Raw genomic sequence first — 24,044 nt, 5'->3', positions numbered from 1 at the left:
GAGCATGTTGCTGAAATCGGGCGGACAGGAGGCTGCTATCGTTTGGCACTATGTCAACGCTGGACCGCATCGACCTCGAGCTGCTGACCGCGCTCGCGGAGGATCCCCGCGCGACCGTCGTCGCGCTGGCCGAGCGTCTCAGCCTGTCGCGGAACACCATCCAGGCGAGGATGGCCCGTCTCGAGCAGACCGGCGTCCTGCTGTCCTATGAGCGGTCCTTCTCCCCCGAGGTCCTCGGCTTCCCCCTGCAGGCGTTCATCAGCATCGGCCTGCGGCAGACGGAGCTCCCCCGCATCACGACCGAGCTTGCACGCGTCCCTGAGATCCTGCAGGTGCACGGCCTGAGCGGATCCATCGACCTCATGGCGCGCGTCGCGTGCCGCGACGCCAGGCACCTCTTCGACACCGACGCCCGGATCCTCGCCATCGAAGGTGTGGAGCGCACCGAGACCTCACTGGCGATGGGCGAGGTCATCCCCTATCGCGTGGCAGGGCTCATCGGCCTCGCGCGACGGGAAGCCTGAGGAAGCGGCGGATCTCTCCTGCAGCTTCCGCCGGGGTCTCGTAGTGGATCAGATGGCCGACGCCCGCGATCTCGACGAGCTCGGCGTCTGGGAACAGCGTCGCCAGGCGCCGCTCCGCGTCGATCGGCGTGATGTCGTCCTCCTGCGCCGCGATGAGGAGGGTGGGCACGTCGATCAGCGGTGCGAACTCGCGAACGTCGTGCGAGACGCTCGTCACGAACGCCTCCTTGAGCACGTCGCGGTCGGCGAACCTCGAGAAGTAGGCGTCGTGCTGCGCGTGGATGAAACGGCGCAGCTCCGGATCGCGGGTCTTCGCCATCGTCACGCTCATGGCGCGCACGATCATCCTGTTGCGCAGCAGCGCGGTGCCGAATCGTGCCGGAAGCCTCGCTCCGAGCGCGTAATAGAGCACGGCGAGACGGGTGAGGATCCCCTTCGGGCCCTCGAGGGCAGGGGCGCCGATCGGATTGACGAGGATGAGCCGCGGCGTCCGCAGTCCGGCGGCCACCGCGGCCGAGACGACGATCGATCCGAAGGAGTGACCGAGGATGACGGCGCCGGGGGCGACCGCACCGGCGAACTCGATGAGCCAGCCGGCGTAGCGATCGAGGTCGTGTCCTCCCCCCGGCAGCGGGGCGGTCTCGCCGAAGCCGGGCAGATCGGGTGAGATCACGCGGATGTCGGGCAGGAAGGCGAGCACCGGCTCCAGCCCGTGGTGGTCGCCGCGGAAGCCATGCACGGCGATGAGCGTGGTGGTCGCATCCGGCGCGCCGTACTCCCAGTAGGCGGTGGTCCCCTCCGCCACCGCGACCTCGCGGCGCTGGACGGGGAGCCTGCTGAGGCGTTCGGCGTACGGCGAGGACATGGTCCGATCCTACCGAGGCGCCGTTGCGGCATCGCCGAGCGGAGCGCCTCCGCGGCGATGTCCGATGGGCGGCCTAGTTTGTGTGCATGGCCGAAGACACCGCACTCCCCGACTGGATCACCCGCGTCGGCGTGTTCGATCTGGAGACCACGGGGGTCGACGTGGAGCACGACCGCATCGTCACCGCGCACGTCGGCGTGCTCGACGCGAAGGGACGTCAGATCGCGGCGCGCAACTGGATCGCCGATCCCGGCGTCCCCGTGCCCGACGGCGCGGCCGCGATCCACGGGTTCACCACCGACCGGGTGCGCCGCGAAGGACGCCCGGCCTCCGAGGTCGTCGCCGAGGTCGCGTCGTCACTGCGCGCGCTGCTGAGCCAGGGCGTCCCGGTGGTGGCGTACAACGCCTCCTACGACTTCTCCCTGCTGTTCCACGAGTGCCTCCGGCACGGCGTCGAGCCGCTGATCGACCCCTCGCCGGTGATCGATCCCCTCGTCATCGACAAGGCCGTCGACCGCTACCGTCGGGGCAAACGGACGCTCGAGGTCGTCGCGGAGCACTACGCCGTCCCGCTCGACGGCGCGCACGAGGCCTCCGCGGACGCCATCGCGGCCGGTCGCGTCGCCCTCGCGCTCGCGCGCCGGTTCGCCCTCGCCTCCTCCGCCTCCGAGCTGCACACCCAGCAGATCGGCTGGGCCCGCACCCAGGCGGAGAGCCTGACGGAGTACTTCATCCGGATCGGACGCCTCGAGCCGGAGCAGTCCCTCGACGGCTCCTGGCCGGTCCGCGACGCGACGGGTTCCGCATCCGCCTGAGGGGGGATGCCGGGCGGCTCAGGCGCTGTCTAGGCTGAGGGCATGCGGGATCTGATGGGCTGGGCCTATGTGGTGCTGGTCCTCGCCGCGGGTCCGATGCTGCTCGTCTTCGGAATGATCCACACCTTCTCACGCAAGCCCGTCGAGAAGAAGTACGAAGGAACCGGCGGCGGCTTCGGCGGCGCCTTCGATGCGATCTGGATGCCGTCCGCGCACGAGGCCGGAATGGAGCGCGATCGGCAGACCAAGCGCACCGCCCCGGCTCCGGCGCCCGGCGATCCGCCCTGGAAGATCGACAGCGGACGCATCACCCTCGACATGGCGTCCCCGGACGACACCGGCTGACGCTGTCGACGCCTGCTCGCGGTCCCCCGGACACGGCGAAGGCCCCGACTCCATCGCGGAGTGCGGGGCCTTCGAATCGGACGGAGCCGCTTACTTGCTGCCGCCGCCGAAGCCCTTGAAGCGCTGGTTGAACTTCTCGACGCGACCGGCCGAGTCCATGATGCGCTGCTTGCCGGTGTAGAACGGGTGCGAGGCCGAGGAGATCTCGACGTCGATCACGGGGTACTCCACGCCGTCCAGCTCGATCGTCTTGTCGCTGGTGACGGTGGAACGGGTGAGGAAGGTCTCTCCCGAACCGAGGTCGCGGAACACGACCGCCTGGTAGTCGGGGTGGATGTCAGTCTTCATGGGATTCCTTAAGTGGTGCCCTGGATTGTGCCAGGAGCGAGGGAAGTCTGCGGTGCGTGTGCACCGAGGATCCATTCTAGCAGAAAGGTCCTCAGACCCCTGCCCTGGCGGAGAAGCGGCCGCCCTCGGCGTCGAGCACGATCGGCATGCCGAAGGCGGAGCTCAGGTTCTCCGCGGTGAGCGTCCCGTCGATGGGCCCCACGGCCACGACTCCCCCGTCGCGCAGCAGCAGCACGTGGGTGAAGCCGACCGGGATCTCCTCGACATGGTGCGTCACCATCACCATCGCCGGCGTCGTCGGAGAGGAGGCGTAACCGCTCAGGAGCGACAGCAGCTCCTCGCGGGAGCCGAGATCGAGCGAGGCCGTCGGCTCGTCGAGCAGCAGCAGCTCCGGATCCGTCATCACGGCCCTGGCGATCTGGACGCGCTTCTGCTCGCCGTCGCTGAGCGTTCCGAAGAGCCGGTCGGCGAGATGGTCGAGCCTCCAGTCCGCGAGGACGCGCAGTGCGCGGCGCTCGTCGATGTTCTCGTACTCCTCGTTCCAGCGGCCCATGACCGAGAAGGCCGCGGTGAGCACGGTGTCGAGCACGGTCTCGTCGCGCGGGATGCGCTTGGCCAGCGCGGAGGAGGCGAAGCCGATCCGGGGACGCACCTCGAAGAGGTCGCTCCTGCCGAGGGTCTCCCCCAGGACGGTGACCGTGCCGGACGTCGGATGCAGCAGCGTGTCGGCCAGCTGCAGGAGGGTGGTCTTGCCCGCGCCGTTCGGGCCGAGGACGACCCATCGTTGGTCGTCCGCGACCTGCCAGGTCACGTGATCGACGATGTTACGCCCGTCACGGCGCACGACGACATCGGTGAGATCCAGGGCACTCGGCATGCCGCCAGCCTATCGGCTCAATCCACGAGCTCCGCGTAGAGCGCGCGCGTGGTGTCCGCGATCGCCGCCCAGCTGAACGCCGTCCGCGCGCGCTCCCGTCCTGCGGCGCCGTAGGCGCGTGCACGCTCGGGATCCCCGACGACCTCGGTGATGACCGCGGCCAGATCGGCGACGAAGCGGTCGGGGTCCACCGGGGTCCCCGTGCCGTCCTGGAGCTGCTCGATCGGCACGAGACGACCCGTCACGCCGTCGTCGACGACCTCCGGGATCCCTCCCGTCGCCGTGCCGACGACGGCGGCGCCGCACGCCATGGCCTCGAGGTTGACGATGCCGAGCGGCTCGTACACGGACGGGCAGATGAAGGTCGTCGCTGCGGTCAGGATCGCCGAGAGCTGCGCACGAGGGAGCATCCGCTCGATCCAGACGACGCCCTGACGCGTCTGCTGCAGAAGGCGGACCCCCTCCTGCACCTCCGCCATGATCTCGGGAGTGTCCGGCGCACCGGCGCACAGCACGAGCTGCACATCCGGCGGAAGGTCCGCCGCCGCGCGGAGCAGGTACGGCAGGCCCTTCTGGCGGGTGATGCGGCCGACGAACACGACCGAGGGGCGGGCCGGATCCATCCCGATGCTCGCGAGGAACTCCGCATCCCGCACGGGCTGCCACCGTTCGACGTCGATCCCGTTGTGGATGACCCGCACCCGTGCGGGGTCGACCTGCGGATAGCTGCGCAGGATGTCGGCGCGCATGCCGGCGCTCACCGCGACGATCGCCGCGGCGTTCTCGTAGGCGAGGCGCTCGATGCCGCTCGAGACGGCGTAGCCCCCGCCGAGCTGCTCGGCCTTCCACGGCCGGAGCGGCTCGAGGCTGTGCGCGGTGAGCACGTGCGGGATGCCGTGCAGCTGTGCGGCGATGTGCCCCGCGAAGTTCGCGTACCAGGTGTGGCTGTGCACGAGATCCGCCCCCGCGACATCGCCCACCATCGCGAGGTCGGTGCCGAGCGTCTGGATCGCGGGATTCGCCGTGGCGAGCTCCGACGGCGTCCGGTAGGCCATCGTGCCCGCTTCGTCCCGGTCCGCTCCGAAGGCGCGCACCCGCACGTCGAGGCTCCCGCGGAGCGCGGCGACGAGCTCCGTGACGTGCACGCCGGCACCGCCGTAGATCTCCGGCGGGTATTCCTTGGTGATCATGTCGACGCGCATGTCTGAACGGTAGTACAGCCGGGCCACGGGGATCTATGGTTGAGCCATGGCGGCACCGCTGAAAGTCTTCGGGATCATCCTCGCCGGCGGCGAGGGCAAGCGACTCATGCCTCTGACGGCGGACAGGGCGAAACCTGCGGTGCCCTTCGGAGGCCAGTACCGGCTGATCGACTTCGCCATCTCGAACCTCATCAACTCGGGGCTCCGGCAGATCGTCGTCCTCACCCAGTACAAGTCGCACAGCCTCGACAGGCACATCTCGCAGACCTGGCGCATGTCGGCGCTGCTGGACTCCTACGTCACCTCCGTGCCGGCGCAGCAGCGGCTCGGCAAGCGCTGGTTCTCGGGTTCTGCGGACGCGATCCTGCAGAGCCTCAACCTCATCAACGACGAGAAGCCCGACATCGTGGTCGTCATCGGGGCCGATCACGTGTACCGGATGGACTTCCGGCAGATGCTCGAAGCGCACGTGGCCTCCGGGGCCAAGGCGACGGTCGCGGGCATCCGACAGCCCCTCGCGCTGGCGTCGCAGTTCGGCGTGATCGACGCGGATCCGGACGGCTCCGGCCTCATCAAGGACTTCCTCGAGAAGCCCGCCGATCCGGCCGGTCTCCCCGACTCGCCGCACGAGGTGCTCGTGTCGATGGGCAACTACATCTTCGACGCGGACGCCCTGATCGCCGCCGTCGAGGCAGACGGAGAGCTGACGACGTCCGGGCACGACATGGGCGGCGACATCGTGCCCTACTTCGTCTCGCGCGGCGAGGCGGCGTACTACGACATGAAGCACAACGACGTGCCCGGCTCCTCGCCTCGGGATCGCTCGTACTGGCGCGACGTGGGAACGATCGACTCGTTCTTCGACGCCCACATGGATCTCATCTCCACCCTGCCGATCTTCAACCTGTACAACATGGAGTGGCCGATCCACTCGCAGGCGGTGAACTCGCCGCCCGCGAAGTTCGTGCGCGACTCGGTCGGGCGGATCGGCAATGCCATCGACTCGATCGTCTCGCTGGGGTCCGTGCTCTCCGGCACGCATCTGGAGCGCAGCGTGGTCGGACCGTGGACGCTCGCGGGCGGAGGATCGACGATCACCGACTCGGTGCTCTTCGACCACGTCCACATCGGTCAGGGCGCGCGCGTGCACAGGGCCGTCCTCGACAAGAACGTGGTCCTCGAGGACGGGGCCACGGTCGGCGTCGACCGCGAGCAGGACATCGCCCGCGGATACACCGTCACGGACTCGGGGATCACCGTGGTCGGGAAGGGCATCCGCGTCTCGCGCTGACGTCGCTCCTGGCCCGCCGTGCCCTAGGCTTTCACGCGTGACCTCAGCGCGCTTCCTCGTCGTCCTCGACGCCGACTCCACCCTGATCCGCAATGAGGTCATCGAGCTCCTCGCCGACGAGGCGGGGCGACGTGCAGAGGTCCAGGCCGCCACCGAGGCCGCGATGCGCGGCGAGGTCGACTTCGCCGCGAGCCTCCGCTCGCGCGTGCGCGCCCTGGCCGGAGTGCCGACCGCGGCCTTCGAGCGCGTGCTCTCCCGCATCGAGCCCACGCCCGGGGTGCGCGAGCTCACGAGCGCCGTGCACGACCGCGGCGGCGGCGTCGGCGTCGTCTCCGGCGGCTTCCACGAGATCCTCGACCACGTCGCACCGGGTCTCGGAGTGGACCGCTGGCGGGCGAACCGCCTCGCGGTGCGGGACGGCGCGCTCACGGGCGAGGTGGACGGCGAGATCGTGGATGCCGCGGCGAAGGCCGCCTCGCTGCAGGAATGGGCCGCCGATCTCGGCGTCGCGGACCGTGCGACGATCGCGATCGGCGACGGCGCGAACGATCTTCAGATGATGGCGGCGGCCGGTCTCGGGCTGGCCTTCAACGCGAAGCCGGCGGTCCGCAGGAAGGCCGCCCTGGTCATCGGCGACGTGGATCTCCGCGAGGTCATCCCGCTGCTGCCCTGACGGCTCCTCGCGCTCTGGCGGATGTCGGAGCGGCGGCGTAGCGTCGGGCCATGGACATCATCCTGATACCGGGCCTCTGGCTGGACGCATCCTCCTGGAGCGCCGTCTCCCCCGCGCTGACCGCCGCCGGTCACCGCGTGCACGCCCTGACCATGCCCGGCGTCGGCGAGCCGGCCGGGAGGTCCTCGGAGATCGGCATCTCCGATTGGGTGGATGCCGTGGTCGAGCGCATCGACGAGCTCACCGGCGACGTGGTCCTCGTCGGGCACAGCGGCGGCGGCAACGTCGCGTGGGGTGCGGCCGACGCCCGCCCGGAGCGAGTGAGGCGCGTCGTCTTCGTCGACACCGTCCCCCCGCCTCCGGGCGGCGGCATCTCGGAGTTCCCCGTCGTCGACGGCGTGATCGCCTTCCCCGGATGGGACTTCTTCCCCGACGAGGATGTCAGCGATCTGACCGTCGAGGTCAAGACCCGGACCGCCCCTCTGACGAAGAGCGTGCCCGCGCGGGTGCCCGTCGATCCGATCCCGCTGTCCGGCTCACGCCACCAGGTGCCGGTCACGCTCCTGATGGGAGGACTCGACCAGGCCGGTCTCGAGGCCGAGATCGACGGCTGGGGAGCCTATGGCGAGGAGTACCGTTCGATCGCCGACGCCACCGTCGTGCGGATCGGCTCGGGGCACTGGCCTCAGTTCAGCGTCCCCGAGCGTCTCGCGCAGCTGATCCTGGATGCCGTGGCGAGCTGATCCGGAACGCCCTGACGAACCGAGCGGTCAGTGGCCCATGCCGAGGCCGCCGTCCACCGGGATGACGGCGCCGGAGATGTAGGACGCGTCGTCACCGGAGATCCAGGTGACGACACCGGCGACCTCGTCCGCGGTCGCGAAACGTCCGGCCGGGATGCTCGCCTTGTACTGCTTCTGGGTCTCCTCCGGGAGCTCGGCCGTCATGTCCGTCTCGATGAAGCCCGGCGCCACGACGTTCGCGGTGATGCCGCGGCCGCCGAGCTCACGGGTGAGCGATCGCGCGAAGCCGACCAGGGCGCTCTTCGAGGCCGCATAGTTGATCTGGCCGGCCGAGCCGTAGAGTCCGACGACGCTGGAGATGAGGACGACACGACCGAAGCGCGCCTTGAGCATTCCCTTCGACGCCCGCTTCACCACGCGGAAGGCGCCTCCGAGGTTCGTCGCGACGACACTGTCGAAGTCCTCCTCGCTCATGCGCAGCAGGAGCGTGTCCTTCGTGATGCCGGCGTTGGCGACGACGATCTCCACCGGACCCAGGACGCTCTCCACCTCGGTGAACGCCGCGTCGACCGCGGCGGCGTCCGTCACATCGGCGCGGACCGTCAGGGTGCCCTCCGGCCCCTCTCCGCTGCGAGCCGTCACGGCGACGCGGTACCCGTCCCGCACGAAGCGCTCCGCGATCGCACGGCCGATGCCGCGGTTTCCTCCGGTGACCAGGACGACGCGTCCTTCGCTCATGACTTCACTCCAGCTCGGTGGGGACTCGGGCTCCGCAATCCTATCCGGGTGTTTGACACGCCTCGCCGAGGCTGGAAGCCTGTCCGTGACGAAAGGTACATCGTGAGCGACAACAGCACCCAGGGCGAAGGCCCCGATTCCCCTCCTGCCGCCGACGCGCAGCAGATCGCACCGCCCACGGTGACCGGCGTGCCGGCCGACGTCGCAGGCGCGGCCACCGGAGCCCCGGCCGTCGCCGCTCCTGAACCCCCAGCGGCACCGGTGCCCCCGATCCCCGCGGACTCCGCACCGCCCGCGCCGGCCTCATCGCCGTCGGCGGCCGGTGCTTCCCCCGTTGCTCCGCCGGCAGCCCCCTGCGTTCCCGCCGCCGCTTCACCGAGCGCTCCGGCCGCGCCGGTGCCTCAGGCGGCGCCCGGGTATCCGCCGGCGCCCGGCTATCAGGCGCCGACGGCTCCCTCCTACCCCACGCCTCCCGGATACCCTGCCGCACCCGGCTATCCCGTGGCCACGACACCTGCCGCACCCGGCTATCCCGTGGCCACGCCTCCCGGGTACCCCGCAGCCGCGGCTCCGGCCTATGCCCCCGCCCCCGGCTACGCGTCGCAGGCGGCTCCCGGCTATCCCGCACCGGTCTACGTCGCTCCCGTCTATCCCGCGCGTCCGACCAACGGCCTCGCGCTCGCCACCCTGATCTGCGGCATCGCTGGCATCGTGTTCAGCTGGCTGATCCTCGTGGTCTTCGTCCCGATCCTGATCTCGGTCGCCGCGATCATCATGGGGCACATCTCGCTGTCCCAGATCAAGAAGAACCCGACTCTCGGCGGCAGGGGGATGGCGCTGACCGGGCTGATCCTCGGCTATGTGCCGATCGCGATCAGCCTCCTGCTGCTCGTCTTCGGCATCCTCGCGCTCTTCGCCTTCGGAGCGTTCACTATTCCGTTCCTGACCTCGTGAGCTCCGGCCGCCGAGGTCCGCACGGGCCTCGGCGCGGCGTAGGCTGGAGGCATCGTGAAACGCTCCCGTGACGCCGCATCCGTCACCTCCCTTCCGCAGGCGCCGAAGGCGGAGGCGGACTCCCGCACGCGCCGGTACCTGATCTCGATGGCCATCCGCATCGTGTGCTTCGCGCTCATGGTGCTCGTCACCCCGTACGGGTGGTACACCTGGGTCTTCGGCATCGCCGCGGCCGTCCTCCCCTACATCGCCGTCGTCGCCGCGAACACGGGACGCGACAGCGACGTCGTGACCGCCGAGTCCCCGCAGCAGGAGATCGCGGCGCCCGATGCGGGCACCGTGACCGACGAGCAGCCGCAGGTGCTCACCGTTCTGGAGGTCCGCCGGTCCGACGAGGACGATCCGAAGTGACCGCGCTCGAATGCTCGCGGGCAGGATGCCGTGAGGCCGCGACGCACCACGTGGTGTGGCGCAATCCGCGCATTCACCCGGAGGGCCGCGAGAAGATCTGGCTGGCGTGCGACGAGCACGTCGGATTCCTGAGCGAGTACCTGCGCGCGCGGGACTTCCCAGTGTCCGTGCACGACGGAGAGCCGCTGCACGAGGGGATCAGGGAGTGAGCAGCCGCGCCGTCCGCTGGAGCGCGTACGTCGCGGTCGCGGTCTGCTTCGCGATCGCCTGCGGGTTCCTGTCGAACTGGCAGTTCTCGCGCTCCGAGGAGAAGAACGCCACGATCGCGCTCGTTGCGGCGAACTACGACGCGCCGCCGGTCGCCCTCGGCGCCGTGCTCGGTGCGGAGGACTCCTTCGATGCGGACAGCGACGAGTGGAAGCAGGTGCAGCTGCACGGCGAGTACGTCTCGGATGAGCACGTCGCCGCGCGCAACCGCGTGCACAACGGCACGAGCACGTACGAGATCCTGGTGCCGTTCCGCAGCGACGACGGGCGGATCCTGATCGTGAACCGCGGCTGGGTGGGGGCCGCCTCCGGCGACGAGCCGGAGGCCGTCGCCGACGCCCCGAGCGGCGAGATCACCGTGGTCGTGCGGATGCGCCCCAGCGAGCGGCTGCCCTCGTCCGGACGTTCGGCGCCCGCCGGACAGGTTCCGACGATCCATCTCGACACCGTCGCCGGCGAGCTCGACGAACCGGAGGCGATCACGACCGCCTACGGCGAGCTCGTCTCCGAGGATCCGGCGCCGGGTACGGCGCTGGGCAGCTTCGACATGCCGGAGGAGGATGCCGGCATGAACCTCTCCTATGCCATCCAGTGGATCCTCTTCGCCGTCATGGGATTCGTCTTCATCGGCTACATCATCCGCACGGAGATCCAGAAGCATCGCGAGGAGGTCGAGGGCCGCGAGCCCGCGCCGAGGAAGCGCCGTCGCGACCGCGACGCCGATGTCGAGGACGAACTGCTCGACGCCGAGCCGGCGGTGCGCTGAAGCTTTCCGTCGCTGAGACGTCCTTAGCGGGCTGAGACCTTCCCACGACGGCAAAGCCTCGCGCTGCACGCGAAGTCTCGCACCGTCGGCGAAGTGCCGGCCGACCGCCGCGTGCCCGGGGTAGCGTGGCGAGGTGGACGAGCGAGCACGAATGGCGGATGCCTTCGAGGGGGCGGCCCTGGGGCTGCGGCGAGGAGTCGTCGCCCTCTCCCCCGCCCGCGCCGAGTGGGTCGAGGCATACGCCCGCGTCCATGAGGTGCTGGAGCGATCCGCTCCGCCCTCGGTCGTGGCGATCGAGCACATCGGCTCGACCTCCGTGCCGGGGCTCGCCGCGAAGCCGATCCTCGACGTGGCGGTCGGCGTCGATCGTGCGATCGTCCCCGGCGCCGTCCTGCCGAAGGTCGACGAGTGGCTGACGGATCTCGGCCTGCTGTTCCGCGGAGACGCGGACGACATCCGCCCCGACCGGATGTACGGCTACGAGCTCGAGCCGATGGTGCGGCTGGCGAACGTGCACGTTCTGGAGCACGCCACGGCGCCGTGGCGGCACTACATCGGGTTCCGCGATCGCCTGCGCTCCTCGGCCGCCGATCGCGACGCCTATGCCGCGATGAAGCGTGCCCTCGCCCACCAGCATCCGGACGACCGCATCGCCTACGTGGAGGCGAAGGGTGCCTTCATCCGCCCACGCCGCTGAGCGACCGAGAAACCAGGTGCGTGGCGAGAAACCATCCCCCCGAGGTGGTTTCCTCACGCGGGAGGTGGTTTCTCGAGTGTGAGGCGGGTCAGGCCAGCTCGATGAGGTCCTGGTACTCCTGGCTCCAGATGTCCTCGACCCCGTCCGGCAGGATGAGCACGCGCTCCGGATTGAGCGACTGCACTGCGCCGGGGTCGTGCGAGACGAGGACGACGGCGCCCTCGTAGTGCGCGAGCGCGCCGAGGATCTCCTCGCGGGACGCCGGGTCGAGGTTGTTCGTCGGCTCGTCGAGCAGGAGCAGGTTCGCCGAGGACACCACGAGCGTCGCGAGCGACAGCCGCGTCTTCTCCCCGCCGGAGAGGACGCCTGCGGGCTTCAGCACATCGTCGCCGGTGAACAGGAACGAGCCCAGCACCTTGCGAGCCTCCGTCTCCGTGATGTGCGGGGCGGCCGAGACCATGTTCTCCAGCACCGAGCGGTTCACGTCGAGATTCTCATGCTCCTGGGCGTAATAGCCGACCTTGAGACCGTGGCCGGGCTCGAGCTGACCGGTGTCGGGCTGATCGACGCCCGCGAGCATCCGCAGCAGGGTCGTCTTGCCCGCGCCGTTGAGACCGAGCACGACCACCTTGGAGCCGCGGTCGATGGCGAGATCGACATCGGTGAAGATCTCCAGAGATCCGTACGACTTCGACAGCCCGGATGCCATGAGGGGCGTCTTCCCGCAGGGCGCGGGCTTCGGGAACCGGAGCTTCGCGACCCTGTCCTCCTGGCGCACCTCGTCGAGGCCGGCGAGGAGCTTCTCCGCGCGGGCGATCATCTGGTGCGCTGCAGCGGCCTTGGACGCCTTGGCGCCGAAGCGCGCCGCCTGCTGCTGCAGCGTGGTCGCCTTCTTCTCGGCGTTGGCGCGCTCCTTCTTGCGACGCTCCTCGTCGGCCGCGCGCTGACGCAGGTAGTTCTTCCAGTTCATGTTGTACGCATCGATCACCTGGCGGTTCGCATCCAGGTAGAAGACGCGGTTGACGGTCTCGCCGACGAGCTCGACATCGTGGCTGATGACGATGAGCCCGCCCTTGTAGTTCTTCAGGAACTCGCGCAGCCACACGACGCTGTCGGCGTCGAGGTGGTTGGTCGGCTCGTCGAGGATCATCGTCTCCGCATCCGAGAACAGGATGCGCGCCAGCTCGATCCGGCGACGCTGGCCGCCGGAGAGCGTCTTGAGAGGCTGATCGAGGATGCGGTCGGGCAGCGAGAGGTTGTTCGCGATCGACGCCGCCTCCGCCTCCGCCGCGTATCCGCCCTGGCCCTCGAACTGCTCGGTGAGACGCGCGTAGCGCTTCATCGCCTTGTCGGCGACGGCCGGGTCGTCGGAGCCCATCGCGACGGTCGCCTCCGCCATGCCGAGCGCGAGCGTCCCGAGCCCGCGCGCATCGAGGATCCGGGTGCGGGCGAGCATCTCCGGATCGCCGGAACGCGGATCCTGCGGCAGGTAGCCGAGCTCTCCGGAGCGCGTGACGTTCCCGCCGGAGGGCAGCAGATCACCGGCGAGCACCTTGGTGAGCGTCGTCTTGCCGGCGCCGTTGCGTCCGACCAGTCCGATCTTGTCGCCGTCCGACACGCGGAACGACACATTCTCCATGAGCAGGCGCGCACCAACGCGAATCTCGAGGTCGTGCACGGCGAGCACAGCGGATGTCCGATCGTCAGGGGTGGAGGGCGGCCGAGGGGCCAGCCTCCCAGTATAGATCTCCGCGCTGGAAGACCCCTCTCCGGTATGACACGCACGATACCCGGGAGTGATGCGCCGGAAGGCGGCGCCTCCTAGCGTCGAAGGGTGGACATCATCAACGAGCTCATCCTCCAGGCCGCAGCCTCCCCATGGCTCCTCCTCGTCATGTTCGCGACCGCTCTCATCGACGGCTTCTTCCCGCCGATCCCGAGCGAGACCGTGCTCGTCGCGGCGTCCGCGGTGGCGATCTCGACGGGCGACGCGAACGTGCTGCTGCTGTGCGCCGTCGCCGCGCTCGGGGCCGTGATCGGCGACAACATCGCCTATGCGATCGGCCGTTCGGTGGGAACGACGCGCTTCGCGTGGATGAGGCGTCCGCGGATCGCGGCCGCCTTCGCCCGCGCGCGACGAGCCCTGACGCGGAACGGGGCCGGCCTGATCCTCGGCGCGCGGTACATCCCCGTCGGCCGGGTCGCGGTCAACATGTCCGCCGGGGCGCTCGGATACCCGTGGCGACGATTCCTGCCCGTCAGCGCCGTCGCAGCGGCCACCTGGGCGGCCTACAGCGCAGGCATCGGGATGCTCGCCGGACGCTGGCTGGAGGAACAGCCTCTGCTGAGCGCCGTCCTGGGCGTCGTCGTCGCTCTCGCCATCGGGGTGATCATCGATCGCGTCGCCGCGCACCGCCGGCGACGCTCCGGCGGCGGCGCGATCGCGAGCGACGAGGGCGAGGTGCGGGAAGCGGTCGCCGCAGGGATGGCAGGATGACTTCCATGAGGGCGAAGAAGCGAGAGCCGCGCACGCCTCGCCCTGAGCGACGACGGCTGCCCGAGAAGGAACGACGTCCCCTCTCTCCGCGCGGTCGCCGCATCGTGATGGTCGTGATCCTCTCGATCATCGCCGTCGTCCTGTACTCGGTGCTCGTCCCCCTGCACGCCACGGCGTACGGGAGCGCCGTCGCGGTCACGATGCTGTTCGGCGCGCTCGCGGTGTCGGCGCCGCTGATCTCGATCCGTTATCCGGACCTCGCGATCATCGCCTTCACGGGATCCGCCGTGCTCCTGCCGCTGATGATCTCCCGCGACCGCCCCGTCGACGCCCCCTGGCCGTGGTCGGTGCCGATGCTGCTCGCCTTCGCGGCGACCGTCGCCGCGATCACCTTCCAGCACGGCTGGCGCCGCGGCCTCGTCCAGCTCGCCCTCGGCACCGCCGCGGGGCTCACCGCCGCGATCATGCTGCCCGCGGTTCCGAGCGCGAACTCGCTGATCGTCACGACCTCGATCGTCGGCGGCGTGTACCTCCTCGCCGTGCTGCTCGCCGGCCGTCTCCGTCTGGGGGACGAGCTCACCCGCGAGCGCGCGCACACCGCGCAGGAGCAGGCCAGGCGCGAGCTCGTCGAGGAGCGCACCCGCATCGCCCGCGAGCTTCACGACGTCGTGGCTCACAGCATGTCGCTCATCCAGGTGCAGGCGTCCACGGCGAGATACCGCGTTCCCGGTCTGGCGCCGGACACCGCCGCGGAGTTCGATGACATCGCCGCATCGGCGCGCGGCGCGCTCACCGAGATGCGACGCATCCTCGGCGTGCTGCGCACGGAGGATCACACCGCAGAGCTCGCCCCGCAGCGCGGCGTCGACGACATTCCCGCGCTCGTCGAGACGACGAGGCGCGCCGGCGCCGACGTCGCGCTCGCGATGGCCGTGAACGGCGACGTCTCCCCCGCCACCCAGATCGCCGCCTACCGGATCGTGCAGGAGGCGCTCAGCAACGCGGTCCGTCACGCGTCGGGGGCCGCGATCGAGGTCTCCGTCACCGCCGACGACACCGTGCTCCATCTGACCGTGCGCAACGCCCCCGCAGAGGACGTCCCCTCGGCTCCCGGCGGACACGGCGTGCGGGGCATGGTCGAACGTGCGACCCTGCTCGGCGGTAGCCTGGATGCGCGCGCCGACCCCGACGGCGGCTGGAGCGTCATCGCCCGGCTGCCCCGCCATCCCCCGGCCGCACGGGAAGGCTCTCCGTGACGATCGACGTCCTCATCGCCGATGACCAGGCCATGGTGCGCGCCGGCTTCGCCGCCCTCCTCGACGCGCACGACGGCATCCGCGTGACAGGGCAGGCCGCGAACGGTGCGGAAGCCGTCTCCCTCGCTGCCCGCCTGGATCCCGATGTCATCCTGATGGACGTGCGGATGCCGGAGCTCGACGGCATCCAGGCGACCAGACGCATCCTCGGCCCGTCCTATCCCGCGGCGAAGGTCCCGCGGATCATCATGCTCACGACCTTCGACATCGACGACTACGTCTACGACGCGCTTCAGGCGGGTGCGAGCGGCTTCCTTCTGAAGGATGCGCTGCCGGAGGAGCTCGTGCAGGCCGTGCGGGTCGTGGCGGCGGGCGATGCTCTGCTGGCCCCCAGCATCACGCGTCGGATGATCTCCCGGTTCGCGGCGCAGAAGCCGCACGCCTCTTCGCACGCGCCGCGCCTCGCCGAGCTCACCGAGCGCGAGCGCGAGGTGCTCGTCCTCATCGGCCAGGGGCGCTCGAACGCCGAGATCGCCGCGGAGCTCTTCATCGCGGAGCAGACCGTCAAGACCCACGTGGGGAAGGTGCTCGCGAAGGTCGGCGCCCGCGATCGCGTGCAGGCTGTGATCTTCGCCTACGACGCCGGCCTGGTCGAGCCCGCCTGATCTCATACTGCGGTACGGGGTGCGACGACCCCGCCGGGTGATGCCGTGACGATCACCGCGTCCATAGCCTCGGTGCGACACCGAGGAGGCACCCGTGACGATCACACCCCCACACACCGCCGCTCAGGCCGCCATGCCGGCCCAGGCGCGAGACCGGGACACCGGGATCGACCTCGTCCGCGCCCTCTGCGTGCTCGGCGTCGTCGTGCTGCATGCGCTCATGGTCGGCGTCACCGTCACGGATGCCGGCCCGGTCTTCGCGAACGCGAGCGAGGGCTCGGCGTGGATCGCGCCGCTGAGCTGGGTGCTGCAGGTCATGCCGCTGTTCTTCGTCATCGGCGGATTCGCGGGATTCACCTCCTACGGGCGGGCCCGGCGCAGAGGCGGTACGGCCGCCGCCTTCGTCGCGGCGCGCGTGCACCGCCTGCTGCTGCCCGCCGTCGCCACGATCGCCGTCGCGGGGGTCGGCCTCATCGTGCTGGCGGCGGCGGGCGTGTCGGCGGACCTGCTGCTCATCGCGGGCTACCGGTTCGGCCAGCCGCTGTGGTTCCTCGGCGTCTTCCTGCTGTGCCAGGCGCTGCTGCCGATGCTCGCCGGCCTGCATTCGCGGGCACCGCTGCGCACGCTCGGCGTTCTCGCCGGCGCGGCCGTCGCGGTCGACGTCCTCCGCGGGATCAGCGGCATCGAGGGGATCGGATTCCTGAACCTCGCCTTCGTGTGGCTCGCTCTGCAGCAGGTCGGCTTCTTCCTCGCCGATGGAGCATTCGACCGCCTCTCCCGGGGGATCCGCCGCCGGCTCGCTCTCCTGTCCGTCGGCGTCCTCGCCGCCGGCATGCTGACGGGCATCTGGTCCCCGGATCTGGTCGCGCACATCAACCCGCCGACCACCGCGCTTCTGCTCGTCGGGCTCGCGCATACGATGCTGCTCTCGCTGCATCGCGAGCGGCTGGCCGCCTGGAGCGGACGTCCGCTCCTCGCCGGCTTCCGCCGCTTCGTCACGGCTCGCGCGATGACGATCTATCTCTGGCACATGCCGCTGCTGCTCACGATGGCAGGAGGCATGGCCCTGACGGCGATGGTCTCCGGCACGGAGCTGCCGGAGCCGGGCAGCGCGCCATGGTGGCTCGGACGCCCGCTGTGGCTCGTCTGCGCGCTGGCTCTCACCGCCCTCGTCTCCACGGCACTGGCTCGTCTGGAGAGCTGGCGCGCGCCGCACGAGCCCGGCTCGATCCGTCGGGTCACGATCGCGGTGCTCTCCGGCCTCCTCGGAATCGTCCTGCTGCTCGTCGCCGGCACCACGGCGCTCACGGCCGGCGTCTCGGTCGCGCTCCTCGTCTCCGCGCTCGTCCTCGCCCTCGCGCCGGTCCGGCGGACGGTCATCGCTCCTCCTCGCGACGCCGAGTGCACGGGGCTCGACCGGGCGATCCTCCCTCAGCGCCGTTCCGCGGCGTGCCCGAGCCGGAATCCGGGGATCGCTCCGACCAGCACCAGCACGACGCAGAACGCGAACACGGCTCCGAAGGCCCCGACGCCGCCCCCGAGCGTTGCGACGCCGAGCCCTGCCGATGCGATCGCGACGGCCGATCCTGCGGCATCGGAGATCGACAGCGCCGAGGAGTTGAAGCCCTGGTTCCCCCCATCGGAGTACGCCAGCGTGAGCACGGTGAGCCGCGGGTAGAGCAGCCCCATGCCGCCGCCGGCGAGAGCCCAGCCTGCGACGACGAGCAACGGCGAGATGCCGAGGGCTGCGGTCGTCAGCACCGCGAGCAGCGCCAGGATCAGCAGCGTCAGGCTGGCCAGGACGATCCTGCGATTGCCCCACCGCTCACCGAAGCGGCCCTGCAGCGCTGACGCCCCCGCCCAGGCGAAGGCGGCGAACATCAGGGCGATCCCCGCGAACGTCGCCGTGAACCCGAAGCGCTCCATCAGCAGGTACGGGATATAGGCCTCGGCCGCGAAGAAGGCTCCGGCGACGATCCCCCGCATCAGCACGACGCTCGGGAGTCCCCGGCGCGCGCGAAGGGTGCCCCGCGGCACGAGCCGCAGGATCGCGAACCCGATCACGAGGACGGATGCCGTCGCCACCGGCCACCCGATCCCCGGCGGAGCATCCGCGGAGAAGCCGACGGCGACCGCCGCCGCAGCCACGACCGTCGCGAGGAGCAGCCGTACGACGACCGTCCCTCGCTCCAGCGGCTCTCCTGCGCCGAGATCGACCCCGCGCAGGCGCGCGGCGACGGTGAGGAAGGCGGCCGCGGTCAGGACGGCGACGCCGAGGAAGGCCCATCTCCAGTCGAGGTAGTCCGCCGTGGCGCCGGCCAGGAAAGGACCGATCATCGACGGTACGACCCAGGCCGCGGCGAACGCGGCGAAGACCCGGCCGTGCAGCTGAGGCGGATAGAGACGCGCCACGACCACGTAGAGCGCGACCGTCTGCCCGCCGGCGCCCAGCCCCTGCACGAGGCGCCCGATCAGGAACTGATGCATCGTGAGTGCGAGTCCCGAGATCACGAGACCTGCGAGGAAGAGCGTCACGGCCGCGTACAGCGCTCCGCGAGGACCGCGCGCGTCCGACCATGCGCCGCTCGCGACCATTCCGATCACGCTCGTCGCGAGCGTTCCGGCGAAGGCGACGGCGTACAGCGCCTCGCCATCCAGCGCAGCGCTCACCACCGGCATGACCGTGGTGACGGCGAGGGATTCGATCGCGGCCAGGAAGATCAGGGCGACGGCTCCCGCTGTCACCCACCGGCGCTGCCGGTCCCAGATGGATGCCTGCGCGCCGACGTCCGTCCTGCCGCTCATCGCAGCGCCGCGACGCGAGCGATCGCCTCGGCGAGGATCTCCGGTCCCGTCCCGAAGTTGAGGCGGACGTGACCGGCGCCCTCGGCGCCGAAGGCCGGCCCGAAATGCAGGGCGACCTTCGCCTCACGCAGGATGCGCTTCGACGGGTTGTCCCCCCAGCCCAGGTCCGTGAGATCGATCCACGCCAGATATCCGGCGTCAGGCACGCGGTATCGGGCCTCAGGGAGATGCTCGGCGAGCAGGCCGGCCAGCAGCCGGCGGTTCTCGTCGAGGGTCACGAGCAGACCGTCCAGCCATGCATCGCTGACGGGGTCGAACGCCGCCGTCGCGGCGAGGAGGCCGAACTGCCCGGTGCGCCATTCGACTTCGACGGGCAGACCTCGCACCACCCGGCTGGTCTCCTCGGAAGCCGTGACCATGAGCGCGCATTTGAGGCCAGCCAGGTTGAAAGCCTTGCTCGCGCTCACGACGGCGTAGCCGACGGCGCGAGCGGCATCCGAGACCGCCAGGAACGGCGTGAAGACCGTGCCCGGCTGGACGAGAGGAGCATGGATCTCGTCGGAGACGACGACCGCGTCGTGGGCGGCGGCGAGCTCGGCGAGGACGGCGAGCGACGCGGCGGAGTGCACCGTCCCCGTCGGGTTGTGCGGATGGCAGAGCAGGATCGCCCGCGCGCCGTCGTCCAATGCCGCGGCGACGGACTCCAGGTCGATCTCCCATGACGTTCCGGTATCGCGCAGCGGCACCCGTTCCACGCTCGCCCCCGCCTCCGTCACCAGTTCGTAGAACGGCGGGTAGACCGGTGGCATGACGATGACGCGGTCGCCTGGCGCTGTCACACGTCGGAGGATCTCCACGATCCCCAGGCTCACATCGGCGGTAGACCGCATCCGTGCGGGGTCAGGCGCCCACCCGAACCGCCGCTCCGCGAAGGCGGCGTACGCCGTAGGCAGCGGCGTACGCGAAGCGACATACCCGGTGTCTCCCGCGGCCACCGCTCGCTGGAGGACCCTGGTGATCTCCGGAGCCAGAGGGAAATCGGTCTCGGCGACGAAGAGAGGGAGTACATCGGCGGGATACTCCCGCCATTTCTCGCTCGAACGCTCGCGGAGCGCTTCGAGCGGAAGCGCCTGGACGCGGACCGGCATGACAGACCTCCGGGGTTGAGCTCAGCGCGCTGACGAATGCCGAGGTCTCGGCTCCGCCGCCGCAACGAGGGCGCGGCGTCCGCGCACCGTCGTCCGTCAGATGGCGAAACCGAGGGCGCGCATCATGTCGCGCCCGTCGTCGGTGATGCGCTCCGGACCCCACGGCGGCATCCACACCCAGTTGATGCGGAAGCGCTCGACGACGTTGTCCAGGGCCTGCGCGGTCTGCTCCTCGAGCACGTCCGTCAGCGGGCATCCCGCGCTCGTGAGCGTCATGTGGATCACGAGGGCGTCGTTCTCCTCGTCCCAGGCCAGGTCATAGATCAGCCCGAGATCGACGACGTTGATCCCGAGCTCCGGGTCCATGACGTCCTTGAGAGCCTCGGTGACCTCGTCGTACTTCTCGCCTGCAAGCGTCGCGGTCATGCGCTCAGCCTACGCCTCGATCGGGGCTGCGGGGTCGAGGAAACGGTCGTATCCCTCGTTCTCCAGCCGGTCGGCCAGCTCGGGACCGCCCTCTTCGACGATCTTGCCCGCGACGACGACATGCACGAACTCCGGACGGATGTAGCGGAGGATGCGGGTGTAGTGCGTGATGAGGAGCACGCCGAGGCCCGTCGCGTCCTTGGCGCGGTTCACGCCTTCCGACACGATCTTCAGCGCATCGACGTCGAGTCCGGAGTCTGTTTCGTCCAGGATCGCGAACTTCGGCTTGAGCACCTCGAGCTGGAGGATCTCGTGCCGCTTCTTCTCACCGCCGGAGAAGCCCTCGTTGACGTTGCGCTGCGCGAACTTCGGGTCCATGCGCAGGTTGCCCATGGCCTCCTTGACCTCCTTGGTCCAGGAGCGGATGGACGGCGCCTCGCCGTCCAGCGCGGTCTTGGCCGTGCGGAGGAAGTTCGTCACGGTGACGCCGGGGATCTCCACCGGGTACTGCATGGCGAGGAAGAGACCGGCGCGGGCGCGCTCGTCCACGGTCATCGCGAGGACGTCCTGGCCGTCGAAGAGGATGGATCCGCTCGTGACCGTGTACTTGGGGTGGCCGGCGATCGTGTACGCCAGCGTGGACTTGCCGGAGCCGTTCGGGCCCATGATGGCGTGCGTCTCGCCGGTGTTCATCGTGAGGGTGATTCCGTTGAGGATCGGGGTGGTCCCGGCCTCGGTCTCGACCGTCACGTGCAGATCGCGGATCTCGAGAACAGACATTCAGACTTCCTTCGTCACAGTGGGGTCGATGAGCACGTCGTCTCCGTCGATCTCGACGATGTAGACCGGGACGGGCTCGAAAGCGGGGAGGTTCTGGGGCTTGCCGGTGTGCAGCGAGAATGCGGAGCCGTGGGCCCAGCACTCCAGCGTGTCTCCTTCGACGAACCCCTCCGACAGCGAGATGTCGCCGTGCGTGCAGGTGTCTCCGATCGCATGGACCGCGCCCTCCGAGTCGAGGACGACGGCCATCGGGACGCCGTCGAGCTCGACGCGCAGCGGCGTGTCCTGCTCGAGGTCGCTCAGGGCGCAGGCGCGCTGAGCGCTCATGCACTCACCGCCGCGATCTCGGCTTCGATCTTCGAGAGCAGCTCCTCCTCGAGGGAGGGGATGCCGAGTCGCTGGACGATGTCGCTGAGGAAGCCGAGCACGACGAGGCGGCGGGCCTCCTCCTCGGTGATGCCGCGCGCCTGCAGGTAGAACAGCTGCTCGTCGTCGAAGCGGCCCGTCGCGCTGGCATGGCCTGCTCCGAGGATGTCGCCGGTCTCGATCTCCAGGTTCGGGATCGAGTCGGCGCGGGCGCCCTCGGTGAGGACGAGGTTGCGGTTCGCCTCATAGGAGTCGGTCCCCGTCGCGTCCGTGCCGATCAGCACGTCGCCGATCCACACGCTGTGCGCGCCCTCGCCCTGCAGAGCGCCCTTGTAGAGCACGTCGCCGACCGTGTGCGCGCCCTTGTGGTGCAGGTAGACCTGGCTCTCCAGGTGCTGACCGGCATCCGCGTAGGACAGGCCGTACAGCCGCCCCTCCGCGCCGTTGCCGTTCAGCTCGACGTTGGGGTTGATCCGCACGAGGCCGCCGCCGAAGCTGACGACGAAGTGCTTGAGCAGGGCGTCGGCGTCCACACGTGCCTGATGGGACGCCGCGTGCACGGCGTCGTCCTCCCACTGCTGCACCGAGATCACGGACAGGCGCGAGCCGGCGCGGGCGATGATCTCGACGTTCTGCGCGTACTGCGCGGAACCGGTGTGGCGCAGCACGACCGTCGCGGAGCTGTGCTCCAGCGCCTCGATCACGATGTGCGCGTCGGCCCGACGGCCGGAGCCCTGGCCTGCGATCGTGACGACGATCGGGTCGGCGACCTCCTCCTCACGGGGGATCCGCACATGCAGCGCTTCGCCGCCACCCTGCCAGGCCACCGCGGCGACGACGTCCTCCGGCACGAAGAACTCGCCGCGCGGCGCGGTTCCGACCGCGAGGGGAGCGGCGATGTACTGCTCCCCCGCGGCGAGCTCATAGGCGACGCCGTCGTTCTGCTCCGCGACCTCGAACAGCGCGCTCAGCCGCGCGACCGGGGTGTGCTTCCAGTTGACCTCACGGCCGCTCGGGGCGCCGAAGTCGGCGGGCTCGAAGGAATGCGGGCGCTCCGAACGCGTCTGCACCGGCACGAAGGCAGGCTCGACCTCGGTGTACGTCGTGGTCATGCTCAGCCGACCGATCCTTCCATGCCCATCTCGATGAGCTTGTTGAGCTCCATCGCGTACTCCATCGGCAGCTCGCGCGCGATCGGCTCGATGAAGCCGCGCACGATCATGGCCATCGCCTCGTCCTCCGGCATGCCCCGGGACTGCAGGTAGAACAGCTGCTCCTCGCTGACCTTCGAGACCGTGGCCTCGTGGCCGAGCTGCACGTCGTCGACGCGGATGTCGATGGCGGGATAGGTGTCGGAGCGGGACTTGGTGTCGACGAGCAGCGCGTCGCAGCGCACCGTGTTGGCGGAGTGGTGCGCGTTGGCGTCGACCCGGACCTCGCCGCGGTAGCCGGCGCGGCCGCCCCCGCGGGCGATCGACTTGGAGACGATCGAGGACTGCGTGTAGGGCGCCATGTGGATCATCTTCGCGCCGGCGTCCTGGTGCTGGCCGGGGCCGGCGAAGGCGACGGAGAGCGTCTCGCCCTTGGCGTGCTCCCCCATCAGGTAGATCGACGGGTACTTCATCGTCACCTTGGAGCCGATGTTGCCGTCGACCCACTCCATCGTCGCTCCCTCGTGGGCGACGGCGCGCTTGGTGACGAGGTTGTAGACGTTGTTCGACCAGTTCTGGATCGTCGTGTAGCGCACGCGGGCGTTCTTCTTCACGATGATCTCGACGACGGCCGAGTGCAGCGAGTCCGACTTGTAGATCGGAGCGGTGCAGCCCTCGATGTAGTGGACGTAGCTGTCCTCGTCGGCGATGATGAGGGTCCGCTCGAACTGGCCCATGTTCTCGGTGTTGATGCGGAAGTACGCCTGCAGCGGGATCTCGACGTGCACGCCCTTGGGGACGTAGACGAACGACCCGCCCGACCAGACGGCGGTGTTGAGCGCGGCGAACTTGTTGTCCCCGGCCGGGATCACCGTTCCGAAGTACTCCTCGAAGAACTCCGGGTGCTCGCGCAGCGCGGTGTCGGTGTCCATGAAGATGACGCCCTGCGCCTCGAGGTCCTCGCGGATCTGGTGATAGACGACCTCGGACTCGTACTGCGCCGCGACGCCGGCGACGAGGCGCTGACGCTCCGCCTCCGGGATGCCCAGGCGCTCGTAGGTCTCGCGGATGTCCGCCGGGAGGTCCTCCCAGGACTGCGCCTGCTTCTCCGTCGAACGGACGAAGTACTTGATGTTGTCGAAGTCGATCTCGCTGAGGTCGGCGCCCCAGGTCGGCATCGGCTTGCGCCCGAACAGCTGGAGGCCCTTCAAGCGGGTCTTCAGCATCCACTCGGGTTCGCTCTTGAGCGCGGAGATCCCGCGCACGACCTCTTCGGAGAGACCGCGTCTCGCCGTGGCACCGGCGGCATCCGTATCGTGCCAGCCGAACTCGTACACCCCCAGGCCTTCGAGCTCCGGGCGGTCAATCAGCACATCCGACATCACACACTCTCCTTGTCGGCCCTGACGGTGTCATCCGCTCCGGCACGCCGTA

27 protein-coding genes and 1 pseudogene are annotated in these 24,044 nt (G+C 69.8%); 15 read left to right on the top strand and 13 right to left on the bottom strand.

Features of this window, described 5'->3' with window-relative positions:
• Positions 1-50 precede the first annotated feature (50 nt).
• Positions 51-524, top strand: a complete 474-nt coding sequence (locus ACYVGQ_RS08960; RefSeq protein ID WP_460784282.1) for an Lrp/AsnC family transcriptional regulator — start codon at positions 51-53, stop codon at positions 522-524.
• On the opposite strand, the gene ACYVGQ_RS08955 is transcribed toward ACYVGQ_RS08960, so the two are convergent.
• Positions 496-1,389, bottom strand: a complete 894-nt coding sequence (locus ACYVGQ_RS08955; RefSeq protein ID WP_460784281.1) for an alpha/beta fold hydrolase — start codon at positions 1,387-1,389, stop codon at positions 496-498. The two genes, ACYVGQ_RS08960 and ACYVGQ_RS08955, sit on opposite strands and share 29 nt — an antisense overlap.
• Positions 1,390-1,475: 86 nt before the next feature.
• Here ACYVGQ_RS08955 and ACYVGQ_RS08950 point away from each other — a divergent pair, with 86 nt between their 5' ends.
• Together ACYVGQ_RS08950 and ACYVGQ_RS08945 are read left to right on the top strand one after the other, a co-directional pair.
• The gene (locus ACYVGQ_RS08950; RefSeq protein ID WP_460784280.1) at positions 1,476-2,204 is read left to right on the top strand and encodes an exonuclease domain-containing protein; all 729 of its coding nucleotides are present in this window, start codon (positions 1,476-1,478) and stop codon (positions 2,202-2,204) included.
• Between the two features lie 42 nt (positions 2,205-2,246).
• Positions 2,247-2,549, top strand: coding sequence for a hypothetical protein (locus tag ACYVGQ_RS08945; RefSeq protein WP_460784279.1), 303 nt, complete (start codon positions 2,247-2,249; stop codon positions 2,547-2,549).
• 90 nt (positions 2,550-2,639) lie between these two features.
• On the opposite strand, the gene ACYVGQ_RS08940 is transcribed toward ACYVGQ_RS08945, so the two are convergent.
• The 3 genes from ACYVGQ_RS08940 to glgA form a co-directional block, all read right to left on the bottom strand.
• Positions 2,640-2,897 carry a type B 50S ribosomal protein L31 gene (locus ACYVGQ_RS08940; RefSeq protein WP_460784278.1) on the bottom strand — a complete coding sequence of 86 codons (258 nt, stop codon included), beginning with the start codon at positions 2,895-2,897 and terminating at the stop codon, positions 2,640-2,642.
• A gap of 91 nt (positions 2,898-2,988) precedes the next feature.
• Complete coding sequence (locus ACYVGQ_RS08935; RefSeq protein WP_460784277.1) at positions 2,989-3,774, bottom strand: ABC transporter ATP-binding protein; 786 nt, start codon at positions 3,772-3,774, stop codon at positions 2,989-2,991.
• Positions 3,775-3,791: 17 nt separating this feature from the next.
• Entirely contained in the window at positions 3,792-4,976 is a 1,185-nt protein-coding gene (gene glgA / locus ACYVGQ_RS08930) for a glycogen synthase (RefSeq protein WP_460784276.1), read from the bottom strand.
• A gap of 46 nt (positions 4,977-5,022) precedes the next feature.
• Here glgA and ACYVGQ_RS08925 point away from each other — a divergent pair, with 46 nt between their 5' ends.
• Genes ACYVGQ_RS08925 through ACYVGQ_RS08915 form a run of 3 tightly spaced genes read left to right on the top strand, consistent with a single transcriptional unit; the run spans position 5,023 to position 7,683 of the window.
• Positions 5,023-6,267, top strand: a complete 1,245-nt coding sequence (locus ACYVGQ_RS08925; RefSeq protein ID WP_460784275.1) for a glucose-1-phosphate adenylyltransferase — start codon at positions 5,023-5,025, stop codon at positions 6,265-6,267.
• Positions 6,268-6,304: 37 nt separating this feature from the next.
• Positions 6,305-6,940: a phosphoserine phosphatase SerB gene (gene serB / locus ACYVGQ_RS08920; RefSeq protein ID WP_460784274.1), complete on the top strand. Its 636-nt coding sequence runs from the start codon at positions 6,305-6,307 to the stop codon at positions 6,938-6,940.
• Between the two features lie 50 nt (positions 6,941-6,990).
• Positions 6,991-7,683, top strand: coding sequence for an alpha/beta fold hydrolase (locus ACYVGQ_RS08915; protein ID WP_460784273.1), 693 nt, complete (start codon positions 6,991-6,993; stop codon positions 7,681-7,683).
• A 27-nt stretch (positions 7,684-7,710) separates the two neighbouring features.
• Here the strand turns inward: ACYVGQ_RS08915 and fabG are convergent, their stop codons facing one another.
• A complete protein-coding gene (fabG, locus tag ACYVGQ_RS08910; protein ID WP_460784272.1) occupies positions 7,711-8,421 on the bottom strand; it encodes a 3-oxoacyl-ACP reductase FabG in 711 nt (236 codons plus the stop codon).
• 102 nt (positions 8,422-8,523) lie between these two features.
• Between fabG and ACYVGQ_RS08905 the strand changes: the two genes are divergently transcribed.
• The 5 genes from ACYVGQ_RS08905 (at position 8,524) to ACYVGQ_RS08885 (ending at position 11,516) form a co-directional block, all read left to right on the top strand.
• The gene (locus tag ACYVGQ_RS08905) at positions 8,524-9,375 is read left to right on the top strand and encodes a DUF4190 domain-containing protein (protein ID WP_460784271.1); all 852 of its coding nucleotides are present in this window, start codon (positions 8,524-8,526) and stop codon (positions 9,373-9,375) included.
• 54 nt (positions 9,376-9,429) lie between these two features.
• Positions 9,430-9,786: a DUF3099 domain-containing protein gene (locus ACYVGQ_RS08900; RefSeq protein ID WP_460784270.1), complete on the top strand. Its 357-nt coding sequence runs from the start codon at positions 9,430-9,432 to the stop codon at positions 9,784-9,786.
• Positions 9,783-9,995 carry a hypothetical protein gene (locus tag ACYVGQ_RS08895; protein ID WP_460784269.1) on the top strand — a complete coding sequence of 71 codons (213 nt, stop codon included), beginning with the start codon at positions 9,783-9,785 and terminating at the stop codon, positions 9,993-9,995. Before ACYVGQ_RS08900 ends, ACYVGQ_RS08895 begins: the two co-directional genes overlap by 4 nt.
• Positions 9,992-10,819 carry an SURF1 family cytochrome oxidase biogenesis protein gene (locus tag ACYVGQ_RS08890; protein ID WP_460784268.1) on the top strand — a complete coding sequence of 276 codons (828 nt, stop codon included), beginning with the start codon at positions 9,992-9,994 and terminating at the stop codon, positions 10,817-10,819. The genes ACYVGQ_RS08895 and ACYVGQ_RS08890 overlap by 4 nt, the downstream gene beginning before the upstream one ends.
• Before the next feature lie 133 nt (positions 10,820-10,952).
• Positions 10,953-11,516, top strand: coding sequence for a GrpB family protein (locus tag ACYVGQ_RS08885; protein ID WP_460784267.1), 564 nt, complete (start codon positions 10,953-10,955; stop codon positions 11,514-11,516).
• Between the two features lie 88 nt (positions 11,517-11,604).
• On the opposite strand, the gene ACYVGQ_RS08880 is transcribed toward ACYVGQ_RS08885, so the two are convergent.
• Positions 11,605-13,203: an ABC-F family ATP-binding cassette domain-containing protein gene (locus ACYVGQ_RS08880; RefSeq protein ID WP_460784266.1), complete on the bottom strand. Its 1,599-nt coding sequence runs from the start codon at positions 13,201-13,203 to the stop codon at positions 11,605-11,607.
• 147 nt (positions 13,204-13,350) lie between these two features.
• Between ACYVGQ_RS08880 and ACYVGQ_RS08875 the strand changes: the two genes are divergently transcribed.
• The 4 genes and pseudogenes from ACYVGQ_RS08875 to ACYVGQ_RS08860 form a co-directional block, all read left to right on the top strand.
• Positions 13,351-14,013, top strand: coding sequence for a DedA family protein (locus ACYVGQ_RS08875; protein WP_460784265.1), 663 nt, complete (start codon positions 13,351-13,353; stop codon positions 14,011-14,013).
• Positions 14,010-15,269, top strand: a complete 1,260-nt coding sequence (locus ACYVGQ_RS08870; RefSeq protein ID WP_460784264.1) for a sensor histidine kinase — start codon at positions 14,010-14,012, stop codon at positions 15,267-15,269. The genes ACYVGQ_RS08875 and ACYVGQ_RS08870 overlap by 4 nt, the downstream gene beginning before the upstream one ends.
• Positions 15,266-15,934 (top strand): response regulator, encoded by a 669-nt coding sequence (locus tag ACYVGQ_RS08865; RefSeq protein WP_460784263.1) that lies wholly within the window; start codon positions 15,266-15,268, stop codon positions 15,932-15,934. Before ACYVGQ_RS08870 ends, ACYVGQ_RS08865 begins: the two co-directional genes overlap by 4 nt.
• A gap of 133 nt (positions 15,935-16,067) precedes the next feature.
• A pseudogene (locus ACYVGQ_RS08860) lies at positions 16,068-17,111 on the top strand (acyltransferase family protein); the annotation flags it as partial.
• A 254-nt stretch (positions 17,112-17,365) separates the two neighbouring features.
• Here ACYVGQ_RS08860 and ACYVGQ_RS08855 read toward each other — a convergent pair.
• The 7 genes from ACYVGQ_RS08855 to sufB form a co-directional block, all read right to left on the bottom strand.
• The gene (locus ACYVGQ_RS08855) at positions 17,366-18,739 is read right to left on the bottom strand and encodes an MFS transporter (RefSeq protein WP_460784262.1); all 1,374 of its coding nucleotides are present in this window, start codon (positions 18,737-18,739) and stop codon (positions 17,366-17,368) included.
• The gene (locus ACYVGQ_RS08850) at positions 18,736-19,887 is read right to left on the bottom strand and encodes a MalY/PatB family protein (RefSeq protein ID WP_460784261.1); all 1,152 of its coding nucleotides are present in this window, start codon (positions 19,885-19,887) and stop codon (positions 18,736-18,738) included. Before ACYVGQ_RS08850 ends, ACYVGQ_RS08855 begins: the two co-directional genes overlap by 4 nt.
• Positions 19,888-19,983: 96 nt before the next feature.
• Positions 19,984-20,313: a metal-sulfur cluster assembly factor gene (locus ACYVGQ_RS08845; protein ID WP_452329823.1), complete on the bottom strand. Its 330-nt coding sequence runs from the start codon at positions 20,311-20,313 to the stop codon at positions 19,984-19,986.
• 9 nt (positions 20,314-20,322) lie between these two features.
• On the bottom strand, positions 20,323-21,093 hold the full coding sequence (gene sufC / locus ACYVGQ_RS08840) for a Fe-S cluster assembly ATPase SufC (RefSeq protein ID WP_460784260.1): 771 nt from the start codon (positions 21,091-21,093) through the stop codon (positions 20,323-20,325).
• The gene (locus ACYVGQ_RS08835) at positions 21,094-21,420 is read right to left on the bottom strand and encodes a non-heme iron oxygenase ferredoxin subunit (protein ID WP_460784259.1); all 327 of its coding nucleotides are present in this window, start codon (positions 21,418-21,420) and stop codon (positions 21,094-21,096) included. It abuts the gene before it with no gap.
• Positions 21,417-22,571 (bottom strand): Fe-S cluster assembly protein SufD, encoded by a 1,155-nt coding sequence (gene sufD / locus ACYVGQ_RS08830; protein ID WP_460784258.1) that lies wholly within the window; start codon positions 22,569-22,571, stop codon positions 21,417-21,419. The genes ACYVGQ_RS08835 and sufD overlap by 4 nt, the downstream gene beginning before the upstream one ends.
• A gap of 2 nt (positions 22,572-22,573) precedes the next feature.
• The gene (gene sufB / locus ACYVGQ_RS08825; RefSeq protein WP_460784257.1) at positions 22,574-23,992 is read right to left on the bottom strand and encodes a Fe-S cluster assembly protein SufB; all 1,419 of its coding nucleotides are present in this window, start codon (positions 23,990-23,992) and stop codon (positions 22,574-22,576) included.
• Between the last annotated feature and the right edge of the window lie 52 nt (positions 23,993-24,044).

The sequence above is a fragment of the Microbacterium tumbae genome (assembly GCF_054780175.1).
The sequence above is the reverse complement of the archived record's forward strand: the minus strand, read 5'-3'. Positions and strand labels throughout refer to the sequence as shown.